Source organism: Parabacteroides sp. AF17-3 (assembly GCF_003635445.1).
In the GTDB taxonomy this organism is placed as follows: Bacteria; Bacteroidota; Bacteroidia; order Bacteroidales; family Tannerellaceae; genus Parabacteroides; species Parabacteroides goldsteinii.
In genome coordinates, this window is record NZ_QTMM01000006.1 from 145,091 (window position 1) to 165,908 (window position 20,818).

Consider the following 20,818-nt stretch of genomic DNA (forward strand, 5'->3'; position numbering starts at 1 on the left):
TCATAATAATACAGAATTACAAGCTTACGCTGAAGCCAAAAGCATACGAACTCATAAACGGATAACCCAATCCGTTCGCTTTACTTTCAACTGCCGGATCCAATCCCTTAGGCATATGATCGAACGTAAACGGATTTTCTGCAGAAACATACACTCTCAGGTTATTGATACCAATTTTAGAAATAACACTCTGAGGAATCGTATATCCCAGTGTCAAATTCTTCACCCGCAGATAAGCACCGTTAGTCAAATACTTTGTCTGGGCACGCACATTCGCTGCATAGTTCGTATTTCTCATTCCTGTTTCATACAAACGCGGGAAGAAGGCCCCTGTATTTTCCGAAGTCCAGTAATCCAGTTGGTGTTCATAAATTGTACCGAATTCATAATAATACGGGAAGATCAAATCGTTGGTCAACCATTTATCACACTTTCCGACTCCTTGCAAAAGGAAGGAGAAACTGAAATTATTCCATGACAAGCCGCCATTAATACCATATTGAAAACGTAATGAATTGTTTCCGATAATTTTACGGTCACCCGGATCATAAATCGTTTCATTTCCTGAATTAATGATACCATTACCATCCAAATCTTTATACATCATATCTCCCGGATTCGGTTTCACACCTTCCACGTGAGGAATACCGTCTTTCAGGGTACCATTTTTCAGGTTGGCATCCAAAGTTCCTTCGACAAAGTCATCAACCGTATACAGTCGATCAGTTACATATCCCCATATTTCGCCAAGCTGTTGTCCTTCTACATACGTTTTGTTATCAGAAGTACGAATCACACCAGCTACATTATTTTTAAACTTTGTGATATAGGCTTTGTAATCATACAAATTGAAACCTATATTATAATGCACTTTACCAATCTGGTCACGCCATGCTAATTCCAATTCGAAACCAGTAGATTTCAAATCAGCAACATTCTGTAAAGGAGCTGTTGCACCCAAAGTTGCTGGTAATTGTGATCCGCTAGTCAACATATCTTTCGTATCACGACGAAAAAGATCGAAGTTGGCAGAAAGACGATTCTTCAAGGCACTGATATCGAAACCGAGATTTAAAGTACGAACTGTTTCCCAAGTGAAATTTCCACTCACCAAACCCGGTTGCTTCAGAGTAATAGGCTGTGTATTATTATCTAGCCATTTTGACTTTTCAGATTCCATACTTGGCACAAACTGGTAAGGATCGATATTCTGATTACCAACCGTACCGATTGATCCTCTAATCTTAAATTCCGGAATATAATCGCGCAACGGCTCCATAAAACTTTCTTCCATCACTCTCCAGCCCACAGACAGAGAAGGGAAGAAGCCCCAGCGGCTACCCGACGGAAATTTAGAAGAAGCGTCATAACGCCCGTTCAGTTCAAGCAAATAACGATTTGCAAAATCATAATTCAAACGTCCGAAAAATCCCATCACCGTATATTCAGTAAACTTATCATACGCTTTCTGTACACCCACAGACTGAGATATCGAAGGCATATCATCATTGATCATATTTGAAGTTTCAGCCTTCAAATAATCATAATGATTGGATTCCTGATTGTATCCCAACAATAAAGAGAAATTATTATTGGCAAAACTTTTAGCGTATGAACCGTAAATGTTCAAAGCCGTATAATTTGTAATAGCACGTTGACGGCTATATGTTGAATAATCAGATGTGTATTCTTCCGAGAACTTATCAGAATTAGCAAACCGGGTACGTTTTGAATACTTTGTCTCGGTTTCATTCAGGTTATCGTATGTAAACTCTGCATTAAGAACCATATCCTTAATCGGCGTTGCTATCAATTTGGCAAAAACACGCGTATCAGAGATCGCATTCGTGTTCTGTCCTCCCAGACGAGTCAGGTTACCTGCCGTACCAGAATACAATTCCTCATCATTGATTGTAATCATTCCTGTCGGGTTGTAGGACGGTGCCCATACAGCTTTGGCATAATTTGCACCGCTGGGCATACCTTTATCCGACTTATAGAAACTAAGATCCAACTGTCCAGTCAACCAATTTGTTATTTTCGAACTGATAAAACCTTTCGCATTATAACGTTTATAACTATCCATATCGGTTGTCATAATACCATCGGAACCCGTATATCCCAAAGAAATACGGTATGAAGAACGCTCGGTCCCCCCACTCACAGAGAAATCATGTTTCTGCTGGAAACCTGTTTCCGATAAGAAATCCTTCATTATATCCGTTTGTGCCAACTGATAACGCATACCACCGATCTCAGCATATCCATTCGCATAAGCAGACGGATTAGAACCGTATTCATGAAGTAAATCCAGCCATGTATCGACTGTCTGACCGGAATAATAAGTAATATAACCCATATCGGAATATGCCTGAACGGTCTGAAGCGGAGTTGCTTTTACCGGCAAATTCGTTGGTTTTGAAAAAGAAAAATTATTACTGTATGTCAGCTGCACCTTCTGTTCTTTCTGAGCTCCTTTGGTTGTAATCAGGATAACACCAAAAGCAGAACGGGCTCCGTAGATAGAGGCTGATGCTGCATCTTTCAGGACTGTAACCGATTCGATATCATTCGGATTGAGTAAGTTCAACGAACCGGAGAACGGGACATTATCGACAAGTATAAGAGGCTCACCTTCATTGATACTCGTTGTACCACGAATATTAAAATCCAAACCACCACCAGGTTCACCGCTACCGGAAGTAACCTGTAAACCCGGAACCGCACCCTGTAATAAAGCACCCGTAGTCGGAACCGGACGGTCTCCCATCACCTCATCCATTTTAACACTACTTACGGAACCGGTCAGATTAGCCTTCTTCTGTTTCGCAAAACCGACAACTACGACTTCATCTAAAGCCTGAGTGTCTTCAATCAATGCAACTTCCACATTTTGTTGTCCTTTTCCTATCGGCATTTCTTTTGTCAGATAACCAATATATGAGACAACTAAAGTACCCTGCTCCGGAACTTCCAGGGAGAAATTACCATCCATATCCGTCACTGTACCACTCGTTGTACCTTTTACAAACACATTCGCACCGATAATGGGTTCACCATGATTATCGCGAATAGTACCCGTTACTTTCTTCACTTTCTGTTCAACAGCCGGAAAAGAAGTGTTAGCTTGTCCCCTGCTGACCGATATGGTATTATTGATCTTTTTAAAAGACAATCCCGTCTGACGGGATAATTCGTGTAAAATAGTATCTATCGTACCTTCTTTAATTTGTACGCTTACATTTTTTAATCCTTTTAAGACAGATTCGTCATAAAAGAAATTAAAACCGGTGATTTTACTTAACTGTTCAAAAGCGTCACTGACAGACGTTTGTTTCACCACATACGTGATATCATTTTCTTTAAGACTTTGCCCTAAAGCTCCTTCCGCACAGAGTAACTGAGACGACAGAGCGATAGCACAAACGGTTAACGAAGTTCGCATAAGAGTCTTGTTATAGATTAGATTATAATTCATACATTTGTAATGTTTTAATAAATGATGTTTGTTAAGACAGGCAGAAACACCTTACAACCCAGTGGCTCAATACTGTTTTAAAGGTTTCTGCTGAAATTTAGTGAAGGCAGTAGTGTAGCAGCACTACTGCTTTTTTCATATACGTTACTATCAAATGTTTATCATAGGCATTCTATTTTTTTTAGTGTTAGACTTTAATGTTTCTCATATAATATAATATTACCTCCTTCACGTTTACTTCGAAGTCCTGTTGTAAAACAGATAGCTTCAATAACAGCCTCAATGCTCTTGTTATCATGAGTACCAGTTATGCGATAATCACAATTTTTACATTGCAGAATCACTTTCCGGTTATATGTACGATTGATTGTTTTGATTACTTCACGGATCGGTTCTTTGTTAAAATATAAAGAACCATGTATCCATTTTATATAATTATTTTCCTCTATGCTTTCCTTACGGACATTTCCATCTATTTTATTGATTGAAAGATGTTCATTCGGTGAAACGGCCAGTTGGAGATCTTGGTCGGCAACATTTACTCTGACTTTTCCTGTCGACACCGTCAGTTTAATGAATTCATCTTCTTTATAAGATTTAAAATCGAAAGAGGTACCCAATACTTTTACCCGGGCTTCTCCACTTCTTATAATGAAAGGTTTATCCGGATTAGGAGTCACATCGAAGAACCCCTCTCCTTCCATCTCTATAATACGTTCCTCTTTATTAAAATTGCTGGGAATTATTAGTTTTGTATCAGAGTTAAGGATTACTTTAGTACCATCTGCCAGAAGTAAACTTTTCTTTTCACCTTTCGCAGACATTTTTTCCGCATAAGTAACAACCGGCTGCGGACGATCAAGGACTTTCAGTAAACCTAACGTCACACTGAAAGCTAGAATTAAAATAGCTGCAACCCTGTAAAAACCGTTTAAACGGTTTTTACTTCTAACTCCAGAGTTAGAAGTAAACTTATTCTTTTGTTTTATTTCAGATAACAAAGAAGAAACTTCCCGGCGCAGTTCATTTTCTCTTTCTTCATTCGGATGAGACATATCCTTATCTATTGCATCCCAAAGCGGTTGTACAACCAAATCGAGATCAATATGGTTATCCGGAGACTTCAACCATTGAAGTAAAGTACGCAACTCCTGCTCCGTACATTGATCTTTTATGTACTTCTGAAGAAGAGATATGATTACTGTGTCTTGCATATGTTTCCTTAATAATAGTACCTTTTTCAGGTTCGTTTATAAAGGATACACACAACACTTTCCTATCTAGGGGTGCCTTGCTCACATTTAACACATATTAATATTTTAGAAGTTTCTCCCCTTGTCCCACCATATTCTTGTCCCGGCATGATCGGGACCATCCAAAGCCTTCACAAGCGAGTTGTAAAGCGGGATATCCGTATCTATCAGATCGGCAGGAAAGTTTAAACGCCGGATCATAATTTCCGTATCGATACAACCGTCTTTACTGTTATTTATTTTCACAGGGAAAAGACGGGGATAGCCGGTACGCCTCTGTTCCGCCCAAGCTTCACAACCCTCCGGGAAGACTGCCAGCCATTTCTGGGTGATAATTTTCTCCAGTTTGATTTCATTGGGGGCCGTTTCAATCCATTTGGGAGAGACTTTGCAACGGGCTTCTATATTGTTGGAAGTGTCAAAAGCATCTATATAATCTGCACCGGTGCATTCAGACTGAAGATAATCCTCCAGACCGCCTGCTCCCCACTGGATAAATGAAGTCGATATTCCCTGGCGATAGTTATCCCCTGCATTCTCCGTCGTCCAGCCTCTCAATGCAGCTTCGGCACGTAAAAACCAAACTTCGGCGGCAGTCATCAATATGGGTTCGGTCGATTTATTCACATATATCTTCGAATGAGAAGCATATAATAAATGAGAGAAACAGGTACCTTGCCGTATTCCTTTGTATTTTCCATGCAGAACCGTTTCTCCGGTGTCTTCCGCACAGGGCTCAAAAAAGAATTCACGGCGAGGGTCTTCGTAACCATTCAAAACAGATTCCATGGATGCGTTCATATAGACTTCATTCCATATCCGGTTTATTTCTCCCAACGGATTCTGATAACCGTTCCGGATTGAAACGACCAACCGGTCTTTTACCGTTTCGAAAACTCCGTAAGGATTATGGAATGCTTTCAGAAATTCACTGCGGGCCTTTTCAGGATCGGCCATTGCTATCCGTATCGCCAGGCGCATCCGTAATGAATTGGCAAACTTCAGCCAGGAAATATAATTTCCGTCCAGCAGAATATCAAAATCCGAAAGGTCGGGAGCAATCGTTTTGCTCCGGAGATGTTCGGTTATCAACCCGACCGCTATATCCAGATCCCGGAAGAAAGCATCATATGCCTCTTTTTGTGTATCGGCAGAATAAACACCGTTGTCGTTTCCGAATGTAGAATATATGACAGGACCATACATATCGGATATTCTGTGCATGACCTCCACTTTCAGAATCTTCGTTATTGCATAGACTTCCGGGTAATTGACACGGGTAGAGTCTTCCAGTTTATCTATCTGCGGAAGGATATAGGCATAGGTATATCCCCAGTTCGTTCCGTTCCATCCGTCCTGCAAGTTATAATCGGAATTGCTGCTTCCACCGTTATGGGGTTTATAATCGTGCATATACCCGCTGAACATATCTGCATTCAGATTCTGCATAATCTGGTAAGGCCAGTTCTTTCCCTTTCCGAAATCATAATTAAAATAGATTCCCTGCTGAATGATTCCCAACGGAATACCCAGATTATTGAAATCGACAGTCATATCCTCATCGGTGATTCCGGACTGGTCTGTATTCATCTCCTGGAAATGTCCCGTACAGGATGGGAAAACCAGGAAAAGAATAAAAAGGAAGGTTGCTATCTTTCTGTTTATCATCTGCATACTCCTGAATTAAAAATCACATTTTATACTGAAACCAAAACTTCTGGTGGTCGGCATACCGTAGACCTCTATTCCCTGATTATCATTTCCCGTTGAAAGAATCAAATCAGGGTCGAAAGGGGCTTTCTTATAAAGGAAAAAGAGATTACGGGCAGTGAAAGCCAGGTGAACCTGCCTGATAGCTTTCGTCGCCTCCAACCATTTCCCGGGCAAGGCATAGCCGAGCGAACATTCACGCAGACGGATATTGGTCGCATCGTACATATAATATTCGGTTACTCCCGCACGTCCTCCCACTACATTTTTATAAAAGCTTTTTACATCTTCTATCCTGTTTCCTTCCAGCATGACAAAGCCGGCATTACGGGCATCAGCCGTAATCTGAGTCACGCCGAACATATCCATATCGGCCTGCGTCTGCGACAAGACTTCACCACCAAAACGACTGTCTATCAGAAATGAAAGAGACAGGTTCCTGTAAGTAAACGTGTTGTTCCAGCTCATTGTGAATTTGGGATTTGCATTTCCTACCTTAATCAGGTTTCCTTCGCCTTCCACCTGGGGCAGACCTTTTTTGCCACCTTCCGTTTCATAAAGGATATGCCCGTTCTCATCACGGCGAAATGCTTTCCCATAGATATCCCCGAAAGAACCGCCCTCCACCAGCTTCATTGCATAACTGGAAGAGAAGCCTCTCGGACCATAAATAAAGACTGGCAATTCTTCATGCAGCCTGACTACTTTATTTTTATTGGTCGAATAGTTCAGCGACGATTTCCATTCGAAATCTTTACCGACAACCGGCAATGCGGAGGCACTGACCTCCCAACCGATATTTTGGATATCTCCTGCATTGACATAACGATAAGCATATTTGTCTCCCGACTTGGCGGGGAGTTTGAAGAACTGGTTACGGGTATTCGTCTTATAATACGTCCCGCTAAAACTGATACGGTCATTCAGGAAACGCCATTCCGTACCCAGCTCCACCGAGGTTGTCATTTCGGGTTTCATATTTTCGAACGGGGCGGAATCGGCATATTCTATTTCACCACCGGCTCCCACATGCGAAACTGGGTTTGTTATATATAAAGGTATGTCGTTACCGACTTTGCTCCATACGGCTCTCAGTTTACCAAAAGAAATAAATTCCGACAACCGGAACATCTTGCTCATCACCCAGGCCCCGCCTACCGACGGATAGAAAAAGCCCTTCTTTTCATTCGGAGTAAAGGCCAGCGTACTCGACCAGTCGTTCCGGGCTGTCAGGTCTAGGAAGAAAATGTCCTTGTAACCGACCTGCGCAGTAGCAAACAGCGACTGCAACTGACGGTGGGCATCGATCTGCTGGTCGATATAAGCTGAACCGTCCATAATGATATTCGCCACATTAAACACATTGGCATATTTCAATGATGCGGTTTTCGAATCATAACGCAGGGAGTTCACCAGCTTGTCGTTGATGCTCCCTCCTATCACACCGTTCAGGGAAAACTGTCCGAATTTCTTTTCAAAGGAACCGATAATATCCCCGTACAAAAGTGTCTCCTGATAATCCGCCTCGATATACCTGCCGTTCTGACCGGACAAAGCCGGGGCTGTAGAGGCATAAAACATCTGACGCACCTTATCCGACAGATAGTCGAGACTGCCGCGTGCCTGTATCTTAAACCAGTCCGTCACTTTGAGTTCGGCATTCAGCGACAGGATCGTACGGGTACGGGAATCTTTGCTCCGGATACGGTTTGTAACCCAATACGGGTTCTGTTCAAAATCCTGAGTATCGGAATGCCAGTTCTGTTCGTTAAGGTTCCGGGACGGGTTCCATACTTCAAAGTTCTCCTTGTATTCGGATATATCCACACCTCGCGGGAAACGATAAAGTCCCACCAGCGAATTCATATAGAAGCCACCGCTGGGATTACGATTCTTCGTTGTTTGCCGCAGGAATGAAGCACTTCCGTCCAGCTTCAGACGGTCGGCAAACAGGAAAGCCGTCTCTCTGAGAGATATATTATGTTTTGACAGATGGTTATGTTCGATGATACCTTTTCCCGTTGTATTGGCATAGGAGAAATAAGTCTGGTATTTCTTGTTACCTGCACTTACGGAAAAAGAAGAGATAGAGGTCAGACCAGTCTTGAAGAATCCGCCCGCATTATCATATACCGGCAAGTCGGCTTTCTTTCCCCAGCTTTCCACGTTGTCGGACACTCCGTATTCGTTCTGGAACTCCGGCAGGCAAAAGGCTTTATCAAACATCAGGCTGGTTGAAAAGGATATCTTACGGATATCCGGATTGCCTTTCTTCGTTGTAATCAGGATAACACCATTAGCCGCCTGGCTGCCATACAAGGCGGCTGCCGGTGAGCCTTTCAGGATACTGATACTTTCAACGTCTTCGGGATTCAGATTAGAGATACCGTCACCGCCATCACGGTTTCCGGCATCGGCAGTACCGCCAATAGCGGAAAAAGCCTGTTCATTGGCAGAATTAAGAATAGGGACACCGTCTATGACATACAAAGGCTGGTTGTTACCTACCACCGAGCGGATGCCACGCATCAGGACTTTAGAAGAACTGCCCAGGCCGGAAGCAGCCTTGTTTATTTGTACCCCCGCTACTTTTCCGGCAAGCGTATTAATCATATTCGGGTCTTTCACCCGGTTCAGTTCCTCGCCATCAACCTGTTCGACGGAATAGGTCAGCGAGGCTTCTTTTCTTTTTATACCCAGGGCGGTTACGACAACATTGTCGAGAAACAATGCATCTTCTTCCAACACGACTTCCAGATATTGCTGTTCGCGGACAGGAATATGTTTGGTTTTATAACCGATAAAAGAGAAGATCAATGTAGCCTCTTCTCCCACTGACAGCGAGTAATTACCTCCCGCATCCGCTACGACACCGTTTGTCGTGCCTTCTTCCACCACATTTGTTCCCGCTAACGGTTTACCGCCGGAATCAACAACCCGCCCGGTAACTTTCTTTTCAAAAGGGAATGCTCCGGCCGCATCCCGAGTAGATACAACCGGAGTATTCTCTCCTTTCGCATATATTGATAGTAACAATAGCAGCGATAGAATCGCAAGCTGCCTCATCTGAAAATTCATATTGCCTCTTTAATTATCCCTCAATAGCCACAAAGGTATACAAAAAAGCAACACAACAAAGAGGCGCTTTGACTTTTAACGGTTTTACCCGTTCGACTAGAAGCTATACTGTACTGCCAGATTCAGACGATTGGCATGGCGAGTCTGATCATTAAAGTCCGTGCGCCATCCTCTCAGATATTCGGCACCGACCTGCAAGTCGGGAGTGATATTCCAGAACAGGTTGGCTACCAGATATTGTCCGTAGCGGTATTGTTCGGAAGGAGTCGACGGGTAATCGTTTTCACTATATAAACGTGACTGGCTGTAAGTACTCGAAACAAACACATTCGGAGTAATATTGTATTGCAGGCCGGCATACCATCCCATCATCGGAAGAACCTGCATACGTCCGGCTTTGTCGGGATCGGGAACAATATCCACATTCAGATTACTCAGGTCGTTCATGTACTGGCTGATACCCCGACCGTAAACACCTTGTCCGTACACCTGTACTTTGCTGCAAAGGTTGAATGTGGTGGAGAGCAACACGCCCCAGCCTGTTTCCGATTCGGCTTTATTAGCAACCAGGTTATCATATGTCATACTTCTGACGATAGCGGCGGCACGCAGATGGCTCTTAGAGTTCCAGCCATATTGCAGATAAGCGGGGAAGTTCGGCATGCGTTGCGAACCGATACTCAGGTTATCATTGGTCAGTCCGTCCACCACCGGCATTTCCACACCGACACCGGCTTTCCATCCTTTCCCGAACGAACGTTCGTAACGGAACTGGGTAGCATGATAAATCGCCATCCCGTTCGGACCGGCAAAGTCGATCGTCGGAGGAATAGCCGCCAGGTCCATAAACGAACCATAGTCATATCCGAGTGTGAATCCCAGCAAGGAAGCATACGCATTTCTCAGTTCAAAGCCCTTACCGTTTCCACGGAAATTACCGGCCGTATAGACAACGAAGTCGCCCAGATGTTTGGTGTGTCCCACCAGTTTAAGGAAGACCGTGCTGGTTGTTGCATCCATCTGGAACTGGTTTCTGACATGCGACGCACCTTTGTTGGGGATCAGTGCGGGATAGAAATCAATATCTTTGGAGATTCCGCCAAAATCATATTCGGCTGTTGCCTTCACGTATCCTCCGATACCGAGAGCGAAACGCCCCTTACGGTCGGTCAGCAGGAAACGGGGAATGCCCGGTTCATGGAAACGCTGATTCTGGGTTTCGTTCAGTATCCGGATAATTTCATCACCCGCCTTATCACGGGAAATAAACAGGATTGAATTCGGCTCCTCATCCTTAATGATCACTTTCTGAGCCTGGGCATGGGTGGATAACAGTCCGACCCCGAGCAACAAAGCTGCTCCTTTAACAAATGCTTTCATAAATGTGTTTTGTTTAGACGTTTTACCAGTAAGGAACAAGCATTGCATGAAAAGGTTGTGTTAAAAGGTTGCGTTAACGACTAAAAGTAACTATTTTTGTTGCCTTAATAACAAAATAAAACGAAGATGAAAAAGCTGTTTGCTATAGGTTTACTCCTAATCGGATTATTGTCATCCCTTCATTTGCAAGCGCAGGAAGTTGAGACCCTTGTTCAGATCGATACCGACATGGGAAAGATCAAAGTGAAGTTATTTAACGACACGCCCCAGCACAGGGATAATTTTATCAAAAATGTGAAAGAGAAGCGCTACGACGGCCTCCTGTTCCACCGTGTCATCAAACAATTCATGGTACAAGGCGGAGACATCAACTCGAAAGATGCACCTATCGAACAGCATCTGGGGGACGGCGACCCGGGTTACACCATCCCGGCAGAGATCGTCTATCCGAAATATTTCCACAAACGCGGTATGCTCTGTGCCGCCCGTACCAGTGACGACGAGAATCCGGAACGCGCCTCATCGGGTACACAGTTCTACATCGTTACCGGAAAATTCTATACGGAAATGGAACTGGACAAGATGGAGGAAAAAGATAATAAAACCTTTACTCCTGAACAACGGGAAGCCTATATGCTTGAAGGGGGCGCTCCCCACCTGGACGGGACCTACACCATCTTCGGCGAAGTAATAAAAGGCATGAAAGTTGTCGATAAAATCCAGTTTGTCGAAACAAATGAGGACGACAGGCCGTTAAAGAATATAAAGATCAAGACAATGACGATTGTCGATAAATAATCATTAAACGAAACGAAAAATGGAAACAAACGAAACACAGGTTCTGATGAAGACCAACCTGGGTAACATCAAACTAAAATTATACAACGAAACACCGCAACATCGCGACAACTTTATCAAACTGGTAAAGGAAGGCACTTACAACGGCCTGCTTTTCCACCGTGTCATCAAGGATTTCATGATCCAGGGTGGTGATGTCACCTCTAAAGATGCTCCGATGAGCAAACAACTGGGTGCCGGCGACCTGGGATATACGGTCCCTGCCGAGTTCGTTTATCCGAAATATTTCCACAAAAAAGGAGCACTCTCAGCAGCCCGTACTAGCGATGAAGTGAATCCGGAAAGAGAATCTTCCGCTTCCCAGTTCTATATCGTAACCGGAAAAATTTATTCCGACAGCGAACTGGCCCAGATGGAAAAGCAGAAAGAAGGCCGCCTGAAACAGTCTATTTTCGCCCGTCTGCAAAAAGAGAATGCTGCGAAGATAAAAGCAGCTTACCAAAGTGGTGACAAAGCCGAACTGGCCATCATCCGCGATACCCTGGTCGGAAAAACAGAACTGGAAGCTGAAAAGCGCAAAGAGGAAGCCAAGCTGACTCCGGAACAGCGCGAGGCATACAAAACAATCGGCGGTGTTCCTTTTCTGGATAACGAATATACGGTATACGGCGAAGTGGTAGAAGGACTGGACGTAGTGGACGCCATCCAGAACGTAAAGACCAACCGCCAGGACCGCCCATTGGAAAATGTGGTTATCGAATCAGTGGAAATAATTTAATACGATCCTTTTCCGGAAAATACACAACATCTTTCCGGAGAATATCCAATGTTTTTATATTTAGAGGTAGGTCTAAATCAATTTAGAGGTACGTGTAATTCAATTTAGACCTACCTCTAAATTAAATTAGACCTACCTCTTTCTGAAAACTCATCAGATACTTACCACTCTTTTATGCTGATGAACCGACTAAAAGAATGCAATGATACAACTCTCTGCTTACAAAGAACATTATAAAGAAACAATCCGTCTGGGTGTCCCGATCATGTTGGGGCAGCTGGGCATTATTATTGTCGGTTTTGCCGACAACATCATGGTGGGACATCACAGTACAGCCGAACTGGCCGCCGCTTCTTTTGTCAATAACTTCTTTAACCTGGCTTTTATCTTCGGGATGGGTTTCTCATACGGCCTCACTCCTATTATCGGCGGTTTGCATGCCAACAAGGAATATCACAAAGCCGGAGAGACATTGAAGAACAGTCTTTTTATCAACTTCATCGTCGGGGTATTGTTAAGTACTTCGATGCTCCTGCTCCTGTTGAACATCGATATTTTAAAACAGCCGGAAGAGTTGATGCCATATATCGTTCCCTATTATATCTTACAGCTTTTCTCGGTGATATTCGCCATGCTGTTCAATTCGTTTAAGCAGTTCAGCGACGGTACGACCGATACGGTTACTCCGATGTGGATCATGCTCGGGGCGAACGTGTTGAATATTATAGGGAACTATTTTCTTATCTATGGAAAATGCGGCGTTCCGGAGATGGGATTGACCGGAGCAGGTATCTCCACACTTGTCAGTCGTATCCTTACATTTATTGTTTTCTGTGTTTTATTTGCCCGAAGGGAAAAATATAAAGAGTTCCTGACCGGATTCAAAAATGGAGTCGTTAACCGCCTGAACCTCTCCAACCTGATACGTTTAGGCTTTCCGGTGGGATTGTTAATGGGGGTTGAAACGGGTTCGTTCAGTCTGAGTGTTATTATGATGGGATGGATAGGGAGCACCGCACTGGCCGCCCATCAGGTGTTAGGCGTAATCACGACACTCGGATTCATGGTCTATTACGGGATAGCTGCCGCCGTTACAATTCGCGTAAGTGTATTCAAAGGATACAGTGACTGGCTGAATATCCGTCAGGCTTCTTTTGCCGGACTACATCTGATTATGGGAGTGGCTGTATTATTCGTATTCTTTATTATACTGTTCCATAAGAATATGGGATACTTATTTACTCCCGAACATGAGGTCGTAGCTATGGTAGCCCTCCTATCCTGGTCAGTCGTGTTGTATCAGTTCGGCGACGGATTACAAATCTTATTTGCCAATGCACTACGAGGGATAGCCGATGTGAAATATATGGCTTACTGCGCATTTGCCTGCCATTTCGGACTGGCACTGCCAATCGGTTATGTCTGCGGATTTGTCTTCGATTGGGAAGCCATCGGGATTTGGTGCGGATTCCCGATAAGCCTGACAACGTTAGGCGTATTGCTTTGGAGGCGGTTCGATAAACTGACGATAAGATAGCCGGATAAGATTTATTATTCAGATATTACAAAAAAGGGGAACCCGACTGCCGGAACTCCCCTTTTTTTTGATAAAAGCGATTCTTATTTCTTCACCCACTGATCGAGCCATTCAAAGAATGTGCGCTGCCAGAGCACGCCGTTCTGCGGTTTCAATACCCAGTGGTTTTCATCCGGATAGATTAACAATTCAGCAGGAACACCGCGTAGCACGGCTGCATTGAAGGCCGCCATTCCCTGACCGGCAAGGATACGATAGTCTTTTTCTCCGTGGATACACAAGATTGGCGTATCCCATTTGTCTACGAATAAATGCGGAGAGTTGGCAAATGTGCGTTGTGCCACCGGATTGTTCTTTTCCCAGTAAGCGCCGCCCATATCCCAGTTGGCAAACCACATTTCTTCCGTTTCCAGATACTGCATTTCCATATTGAAGATACCGTCATGGGCAATGAATGCTTTGAAACGTTTGTCATGATGACCGGCTAACCAGTAAACGGAGAAACCTCCGAAGCTGGCTCCGACGCAACCCAGACGATCGTTATCCACATACGGTTCTTTCGCCATTTCATCAATAGCCGTGAAATAGTCTTTCATACACTGACCACCGTAATCACCGCTGATCTGTTCGTTCCATTCCATGCCGAAGCCCGGAAGACCGCGACGGTTCGGAGCGACAATGATATAATCGTTAGCCGCCATAATCTGAAAGTTCCAACGATAAGACCAGAACTGGCTGACCGGACTTTGCGGGCCACCTTCGCAGAACAGCAAAGTCGGATATTTCTTGTTCGGATCGAAGTTAGGCGGATAAATTACCCAGGTCAGCATCTGCTTACCATCGGTTGTCTTCATCCAGCGTCCTTCTACCTTACCCATGGTCAGCTGGTCGTAAATCTGCTTGTTTTCGGTAGTCAGCTGAGCTACCTTATTATTATCGGCCAGGTCGATAGAATAGATTTCATCGCCCATGCTCATAGAGTGGCGCTTAACAATCAACTTGTTTTCTCCCAGCAAGTTCACTGAATCGTAATCATAGGTACCGGAAGTAAGTTGAGTCAGTTTATTGCCGTTGTCCAGTTCAATCTTATATACCTGCGATTCACCATGCCATACTCCCGTAAAATAAAGCGTACGGGCATCGGCACTCCAACAGAAACCGTCTACATTTGAATCGAAGTCCTTGCTGACAAATGTCTTTTCGCCCGTCTCCAGGTTCATAACCATCAGGCGATTCTGATCCGATTCATACCCGTCGCGTTCCATACTCTGCCAGGCAATATATTTACCGTCAGGCGAATACTGCGGATTGGTATCGTATCCCATAATACCTTCGCTGATATTTACAGTCTGCTTGGTATTCAGGTCATATACATAAATATCCGAATTAGTGGAAAGAGCATATTCCTTACCGGTCTTCTTACGGGAAGTGTATGCAATCTTATCGGAGGTCGTATTCCAGGCTAGCTGCTCGATACCACCGAAAGGTTTCATCGGTGATTCGTACGGTTCACCTTCCAGCACATCAATCGGACTGCCGACCTTATTTCCATCAAAATCAGCAATAAACGGATGGGGAGCTGTCGTTACCCATTCATCCCAATGCTTATACATCAAATCCGTCACAATGATACCGCTGGCTTTATCCAAATCCGGATACTTGTCTTTTGTGCTCGGAACCGTCTTTACCTGCGAAATAAACAGGACCTTCTTTTCATCCGGAGAGAAAGCGAAGCCTTCGATATCGCCGTCATAATTGGATAACTGTTTCCGTCCGGTTCCGTCCGGATTCATTTCCCAAAGCTGGCTGCTTCCGCTTTCGCCGGAAAGGAAAGCAATTTTTGTGCCCCCTTTAATCCAGGTTGCTTCATTTTCAGAAAAGGAAGTGTGGGTAATCTGTTTGTTATCAGAACCATCGGCGTTCATGACGAACACTTCACGGTTGCTGCTGTTGAGAGGAACACTGTAGTAAGCTACCGTGTAAACTACTTTCTGTCCGTCGGGCGAAACATTCATGCCGCCGATACGTCCCATGGCCCAAAGCGCCTCGGGCGTCATTCGGCCATCGGCAATCTTGATTTCCGAACGTCCGATAACTGGCTTTGTGTCTTCTGCTTTCTTAGCTTCCTGATTACAAGCACCTAGTAATACGGATGTTGCCATAACCATTGTTGCAATAGATTTATTCATGTACATTATAATATATTATATTCTGTGTGCGAAATTAGTAAATATAATTTATATCTTTGCACAAGTAATTTAAGAACTGAACAGTATGAATAAGATTTGGTTATTTGGAGCCGCTATAAGTATGGTATTAGCATTCGGCTCATGTAAACCTAAACAGAGTGCTTATAAGGCTGCTTACGAACAAGCCAAAGAAAAAGAGTCTACAGCTCCTGTTGAGGTAGTAGAACAAGAAGAAGAGATTGTTGAAGAGGTTGCCCCGGTTTCCAAACCCAGAACTTCGACCGCAACAACTCGCTCGGAAAGAATCAGCGCTGCACAGGGTGAAGACGCCAGCCGTCTGAAACGTTACAGTGTAGTTATCGGTAGCTTCAAGAACAAGACAAATGCTTACTCTTTGAAAGAACGTATGCAGAATGCAGGCTACAACGCTGTATTAGGTGAAAACGAACAAGGTATGCTGCGTGTAATCGTTGCCAGCTTCGATGATAAAGCTGATGCAGCCGACAGCCGCGATGCTATCAAAGCTAAATATGCACCTGATTTCCAGGATGCTTGGTTGCTGGAAAGACAATACTAATAAGGCGTCTGCAAGTAAAACAGGCAAACATTATTATCGATACATGGAAAGGGATATCCTTCGGGATAATCCCTTTTCGTGCGTTTGGAGTTATCCCTTCAGTACAAACGTTTTTAAAAACATAAAAGGCCCGGTAATACCGGACCTTTTAACCAACCTAAATTAAAAACCTAAAACTAACCATCTTTTTGCCTTAAACAATTAACCTATACATATATAAGTATCTTCTATTTCTTATTCGTAAACCGGCCATGCTCCTTTATGGGAACAAACAAAAGCCGATATCTTTACAGCACATTCGTGGGCCTCTCTCAATGTCTGCCCTTTCAATAACGACATCACCAAGGCTGCCGAAAAAGCATCTCCTGCTCCTACCGTATCCACTACATCCACTTTTGGAGTAGCTAAGGTAGATACTTCGTCGGGGGTGTAAACCGTACTGTAATCAGCACCCGCCGTCAGAACAACCATTCGCAGGTTATAGTTCTCCATAAACCAGTTAGCCACCTCTTCTTCGGTTCCTTTCAAACCGAACAGGTTTTTCAGCTCCGACATTTCATCATCATTCATTTTCAGCACGTTCGCCAGGTACAAAGATTCTTCAATCAATACCTTATTATAATAATGTTGCCGCAGGTTAATATCAAACAACCGGTACGCCGAATCGGGAGCAAACGAAAGAATAGCCTGAATCGTTTCACGGGATTGTTGACAACGCTGTCCCAAAGCACCGAAGCAGATAGCATCCGCACGTTCTGCCAGGTCTACCGCATCAGAGGTAGGCGACATATGATCCCAGGCTACACGTTCCGTTATTGTGTAATGGGGAATACCGTCATCCTCTATATCCACATGTACCGTTCCTGTAGGATACGGTAACTTTTCTATTAAATACTGAATTTTGTACTTATCCAGTTCGCTCAATATATCCCTTCCGTTATCATCATCACCAATGGCACTGATAGCATACCCTTCGGCTCCCAAACGGGAAGCATGGTAAACAAAATTAATCGGTGCGCCGCCTGCCGTCTTACCTGTGGGAAGCAAATCCCAAAGAAGTTCGCCAATACCGACCACTACCGGTTTTTTATTTTGTTGCTTCATCTGTTCCATGATATAGTAATTCTTTGTAATACGAGATTTTTGTTCCTTATATTTGATGATGCAAAACTAAGGAACGGAACAGAAGCAGACGATAACGGATGCTACAAAAAGGATAACATTCGTTACATAAAAGGTTTATTTTCAACAGGCTTATAGTATCGTTACATAAATGTAACGAGTGTTATCCTTTCTCCTGATATTCGGTTGGTGTAATATTATACACCGCTTTAAAGCATTTGGAGAAATAAGGAGGGGAACTGAAACCGGTTGCATAAGCAGCCTCATTGACATTACAGTCTTTCTGACGCAACAAGGCAGCGGCTTGCTTCAAACGGTAGTTACGGAGGAAATCGGTAGGCGTCACACCTGTCAGTTCTTTTACTTTCCGGTAGAGATGCACACGCGACAGGCCAAGCATTTCGCTCGCTTTTTCGATACTGAAGTTTGAATCAGGATAAGATTCCTCGATCAATGCCATGAACTTACGCATAAACAATTCGTCCATACTTTCCGCCTTATCCGTTTTCAATCCGGAAGCGGCAGGCGATTGAAGTTCCTGGGCGAATGCATTCCTCAGCCGGGCACGTTCTTCCAGCAGACGGACGATCCGGAGTTTTACTTCTTCAATATTAAACGGTTTCTGGATAAACTCATCGGCACCGCTGGCAATACCATACATTCGCTGTTTATCATCGGAAAGGGCGGTGAGCAATATAACCGGTATATGGCTGAAAACAATATCCGATTTAATCCGCTTACACAATTCATAGCCATTCATTTCGGGCATCATCACGTCACTGATTACCAGCGACACATTTTCTTTTGCCAGTATATCCACGGCTACCAAACCATTCTCTGCTGTCAGGATACGGAAATTCGGTTTCAGTTCTTTTTGCAGATACGCATTAATATCCGGATCGTCTTCAACAATCAGGATCGTATAATCGTAGGTACGGTTCACAATCTCATCCATTTCACGGGTATCCAGATTGGCTACGCCGCTCGACAATTCTGTTACGGAAGGGGCAAACACACAAGATTCATCAAAGTGAGATTTTCCTTTGGGCAACTCGACAAAAAAGACGGTACGTTTCCCCGGTTCACTTTCCACACGGATACTTCCTTTATGCATACCGACAAACTCATGAGTCAGATGCAGACCAATCCCCGTTCCGGTAAGATGGTCGGCGGTAAAAAACTGATCGAAAACGGAAGACAGGTTCTGCGGCTGGATTCCTTTCCCATTATCTTCTACCGAAAGGATAATATATCCCGCATGATCCTGCAAACGAATTGTGACGGTTCCTCCATCAGGTGTAAACTTAAAGGCATTCGACAACAGATTGGCCAGTATCTTTTCCATCTTATCCGTATCCACCCACAACATTACGGAAGAGACATCATGTTGAAACGAGTATTGTATCTGTTTGCTCTGTGCCATATTATCAAAATAGGAACTGACATCTTCGATAAAGGTAACCAGATCTATTTCCGTCACCCGCATATCCATCTTGTTACTTTCTACCTTACGGAAGTCGAGCAGCTGGCTGACAACACGTTTCAGGCGGTCGGCATTCTTCTTTATAATATGTATGTCGTCGGCAATCGGAGAATCAGGAGGCAACTCTTTCGATAGCTTATTCAACGGCCCGAGTATCAGTGTTAGCGGTGTTTTGATCTCATGGGATACATTTGTAAAGAACTGTAATTTGCGGGTAGTAGCCTGTTCGATCTTCCGGTTGGCAACAGCCAGTTCTTCGCGTTGCTGTTCCACCTGTATATTAGTTCGCTTCAGTTCATGGTTCTTACGCTGTACCTTGCGGAAGATATGTATTACATAAAGAGCCAGTAGGCCCACTACTCCCAGCAACAATAGGATCAAACCGACTGAATTTTGTAAAAAACGATATTCCGAAAGCATCTCTTCCAGATTATTCCGCTGTTTCTCGATCTGTTCCTGATAATCAGCCAACTGTTCGGTCTGCAAATATAAAGTACCTGCATTATCTTTGTCAATCAGGGCCGATGTCAATGCGTATTGTTTGGAAACAGGCTGCCCGTTCAGTATCTGCCAGGCAACCTTTATCGCAGTAGTTCCTCCGGTTGGATAAACGAACGAGGCAGTCAGATGACCGTTACTTACCGCTTCGATCCCTTTACCCTTACCCGGCAAAGCATCTATGCCGATAAACTTTATCCTTTTTACCGCCAGCGAATCTATCTCCATAATAGCCTCCCGCGCAGCCAATGCCATCACATCATTATGAGCATACACGATATCAATATCATCAAAGAGACCAAGTGTTGCTATATTTTCTTTTGTTTCTTTCGCATGCCAACGCCCGTACACAGTTTTCAGAATCACATTATCATTATGGATAAGAGCATCACTAAAACCGTTATGCCTGTCGCGGGCAGAAGAAGAACCTTCGCGCCCCCACACTTCGACAATCGTTGTCTTCTTTTTCTTCAGCAATGAATTGATAAACAATCCGGCTGCACGGCCAATCTCATAATTGTCCGCACCGATAAAAGTCGTATATTCTTCCGAATAAATCTTCCGATCTATTATAATAGTAGGAATCCCCGCCCGGAAAGCCTCTACGGCTGCGGTTGTGACAGGTTCCGATTCGTTGGCAGATATAATGACCAGGTCTACCCGTTGTTTGATAAACTCACGTATCTGTTTGATCTGAGTGTCATTGTCTTCACCGGCATCTTTTATTTGCAGAGTCAGTCCAGGATACTCAGAAGCTTTTACCTGCATATCCAGCACCATCGCTTTCCGCCAGCTATCATTGATAGAACTATGGGAAACGCCCACAACAAATTTCTTTTCTCCTTCCCGTTTACAGGAAATTGTTAGAGACAAGATACATATCAACAGACAAAAGCGGTATATAATGAGTTTCATGAAGCAGCCGATTTTCAGGGTT

12 protein-coding genes are annotated in these 20,818 nt (G+C 43.9%); 4 read left to right on the plus strand and 8 right to left on the minus strand.

Annotation, left to right across the window (positions count from 1 at the left end; all coding sequences use genetic code 11):
- Nucleotides 1–16: 16 nt before the first annotated feature.
- The 5 genes from DWW91_RS09715 to DWW91_RS09735 form a co-directional block, all read right to left on the minus strand.
- Complete coding sequence (locus DWW91_RS09715) at nucleotides 17–3,445, minus strand: TonB-dependent receptor (RefSeq protein WP_229102442.1); 3,429 nt, start codon at nucleotides 3,443–3,445, stop codon at nucleotides 17–19.
- A 227-nt stretch (nucleotides 3,446–3,672) separates the two neighbouring features.
- Nucleotides 3,673–4,692, minus strand: a complete 1,020-nt coding sequence (locus DWW91_RS09720; protein WP_010799980.1) for a FecR family protein — start codon at nucleotides 4,690–4,692, stop codon at nucleotides 3,673–3,675.
- A 105-nt stretch (nucleotides 4,693–4,797) separates the two neighbouring features.
- Nucleotides 4,798–6,399 (minus strand): SusD/RagB family nutrient-binding outer membrane lipoprotein, encoded by a 1,602-nt coding sequence (locus DWW91_RS09725; RefSeq protein ID WP_122327632.1) that lies wholly within the window; start codon nucleotides 6,397–6,399, stop codon nucleotides 4,798–4,800.
- A gap of 15 nt (nucleotides 6,400–6,414) precedes the next feature.
- Nucleotides 6,415–9,519: a SusC/RagA family TonB-linked outer membrane protein gene (locus DWW91_RS09730; protein WP_122327582.1), complete on the minus strand. Its 3,105-nt coding sequence runs from the start codon at nucleotides 9,517–9,519 to the stop codon at nucleotides 6,415–6,417.
- Nucleotides 9,520–9,615: 96 nt separating this feature from the next.
- Nucleotides 9,616–10,899 (minus strand): DcaP family trimeric outer membrane transporter, encoded by a 1,284-nt coding sequence (locus tag DWW91_RS09735; RefSeq protein WP_007652667.1) that lies wholly within the window; start codon nucleotides 10,897–10,899, stop codon nucleotides 9,616–9,618.
- Nucleotides 10,900–11,025: 126 nt separating this feature from the next.
- Here DWW91_RS09735 and DWW91_RS09740 point away from each other — a divergent pair, with 126 nt between their 5' ends.
- The 3 genes from DWW91_RS09740 to DWW91_RS09750 all read left to right on the plus strand — a co-directional run bounded on the left by DWW91_RS09740 (nucleotide 11,026) and on the right by DWW91_RS09750 (nucleotide 14,012).
- Entirely contained in the window at nucleotides 11,026–11,697 is a 672-nt protein-coding gene (locus DWW91_RS09740) for a peptidylprolyl isomerase (RefSeq protein ID WP_007652665.1), read from the plus strand.
- 19 nt (nucleotides 11,698–11,716) lie between these two features.
- Complete coding sequence (locus tag DWW91_RS09745) at nucleotides 11,717–12,475, plus strand: peptidylprolyl isomerase (protein ID WP_122327583.1); 759 nt, start codon at nucleotides 11,717–11,719, stop codon at nucleotides 12,473–12,475.
- 202 nt (nucleotides 12,476–12,677) lie between these two features.
- Nucleotides 12,678–14,012 carry an MATE family efflux transporter gene (locus DWW91_RS09750; RefSeq protein WP_122327584.1) on the plus strand — a complete coding sequence of 445 codons (1,335 nt, stop codon included), beginning with the start codon at nucleotides 12,678–12,680 and terminating at the stop codon, nucleotides 14,010–14,012.
- Between the two features lie 83 nt (nucleotides 14,013–14,095).
- On the opposite strand, the gene DWW91_RS09755 is transcribed toward DWW91_RS09750, so the two are convergent.
- Nucleotides 14,096–16,201, minus strand: coding sequence for a S9 family peptidase (locus DWW91_RS09755; protein WP_195438662.1), 2,106 nt, complete (start codon nucleotides 16,199–16,201; stop codon nucleotides 14,096–14,098).
- An 85-nt stretch (nucleotides 16,202–16,286) separates the two neighbouring features.
- Here DWW91_RS09755 and DWW91_RS09760 point away from each other — a divergent pair, with 85 nt between their 5' ends.
- On the plus strand, nucleotides 16,287–16,778 hold the full coding sequence (locus tag DWW91_RS09760) for an SPOR domain-containing protein (RefSeq protein ID WP_007652658.1): 492 nt from the start codon (nucleotides 16,287–16,289) through the stop codon (nucleotides 16,776–16,778).
- A gap of 234 nt (nucleotides 16,779–17,012) precedes the next feature.
- On the opposite strand, the gene DWW91_RS09765 is transcribed toward DWW91_RS09760, so the two are convergent.
- Together DWW91_RS09765 and DWW91_RS09770 are read right to left on the minus strand one after the other, a co-directional pair.
- Nucleotides 17,013–17,891, minus strand: a complete 879-nt coding sequence (locus tag DWW91_RS09765) for a carbohydrate kinase (RefSeq protein ID WP_007652657.1) — start codon at nucleotides 17,889–17,891, stop codon at nucleotides 17,013–17,015.
- Between the two features lie 172 nt (nucleotides 17,892–18,063).
- Nucleotides 18,064–20,796, minus strand: coding sequence for a substrate-binding domain-containing protein (locus DWW91_RS09770; RefSeq protein ID WP_122327633.1), 2,733 nt, complete (start codon nucleotides 20,794–20,796; stop codon nucleotides 18,064–18,066).
- Nucleotides 20,797–20,818 lie beyond the last annotated feature (22 nt).

Excerpts from the sequence above, each read along its gene's own strand:
- DWW91_RS09720 (WP_010799980.1), bottom strand. The coding sequence starts at position 4,692 with ATGCAAGACACAGTAATCATATCTCTTCTTCAGAAGTACATAAAAGAT.
- DWW91_RS09725 (WP_122327632.1), bottom strand. The coding sequence starts at position 6,399 with ATGATAAACAGAAAGATAGCAACCTTCCTTTTTATTCTTTTCCTGGTT.
- DWW91_RS09765 (WP_007652657.1), bottom strand. The coding sequence starts at position 17,891 with ATGGAACAGATGAAGCAACAAAATAAAAAACCGGTAGTGGTCGGTATT.
- DWW91_RS09760 (WP_007652658.1), top strand. The coding sequence starts at position 16,287 with ATGAATAAGATTTGGTTATTTGGAGCCGCTATAAGTATGGTATTAGCA.
- DWW91_RS09730 (WP_122327582.1), bottom strand. The coding sequence starts at position 9,519 with ATGAATTTTCAGATGAGGCAGCTTGCGATTCTATCGCTGCTATTGTTA.
- DWW91_RS09740 (WP_007652665.1), top strand. The coding sequence starts at position 11,026 with ATGAAAAAGCTGTTTGCTATAGGTTTACTCCTAATCGGATTATTGTCA.
- DWW91_RS09770 (WP_122327633.1), bottom strand. The coding sequence starts at position 20,796 with ATGAAACTCATTATATACCGCTTTTGTCTGTTGATATGTATCTTGTCT.
- DWW91_RS09735 (WP_007652667.1), bottom strand. The coding sequence starts at position 10,899 with ATGAAAGCATTTGTTAAAGGAGCAGCTTTGTTGCTCGGGGTCGGACTG.
- DWW91_RS09715 (WP_229102442.1), bottom strand. The coding sequence starts at position 3,445 with ATGCGAACTTCGTTAACCGTTTGTGCTATCGCTCTGTCGTCTCAGTTA.
- DWW91_RS09755 (WP_195438662.1), bottom strand. The coding sequence starts at position 16,201 with ATGAATAAATCTATTGCAACAATGGTTATGGCAACATCCGTATTACTA.
- DWW91_RS09745 (WP_122327583.1), top strand. The coding sequence starts at position 11,717 with ATGGAAACAAACGAAACACAGGTTCTGATGAAGACCAACCTGGGTAAC.
- DWW91_RS09750 (WP_122327584.1), top strand. The coding sequence starts at position 12,678 with ATGATACAACTCTCTGCTTACAAAGAACATTATAAAGAAACAATCCGT.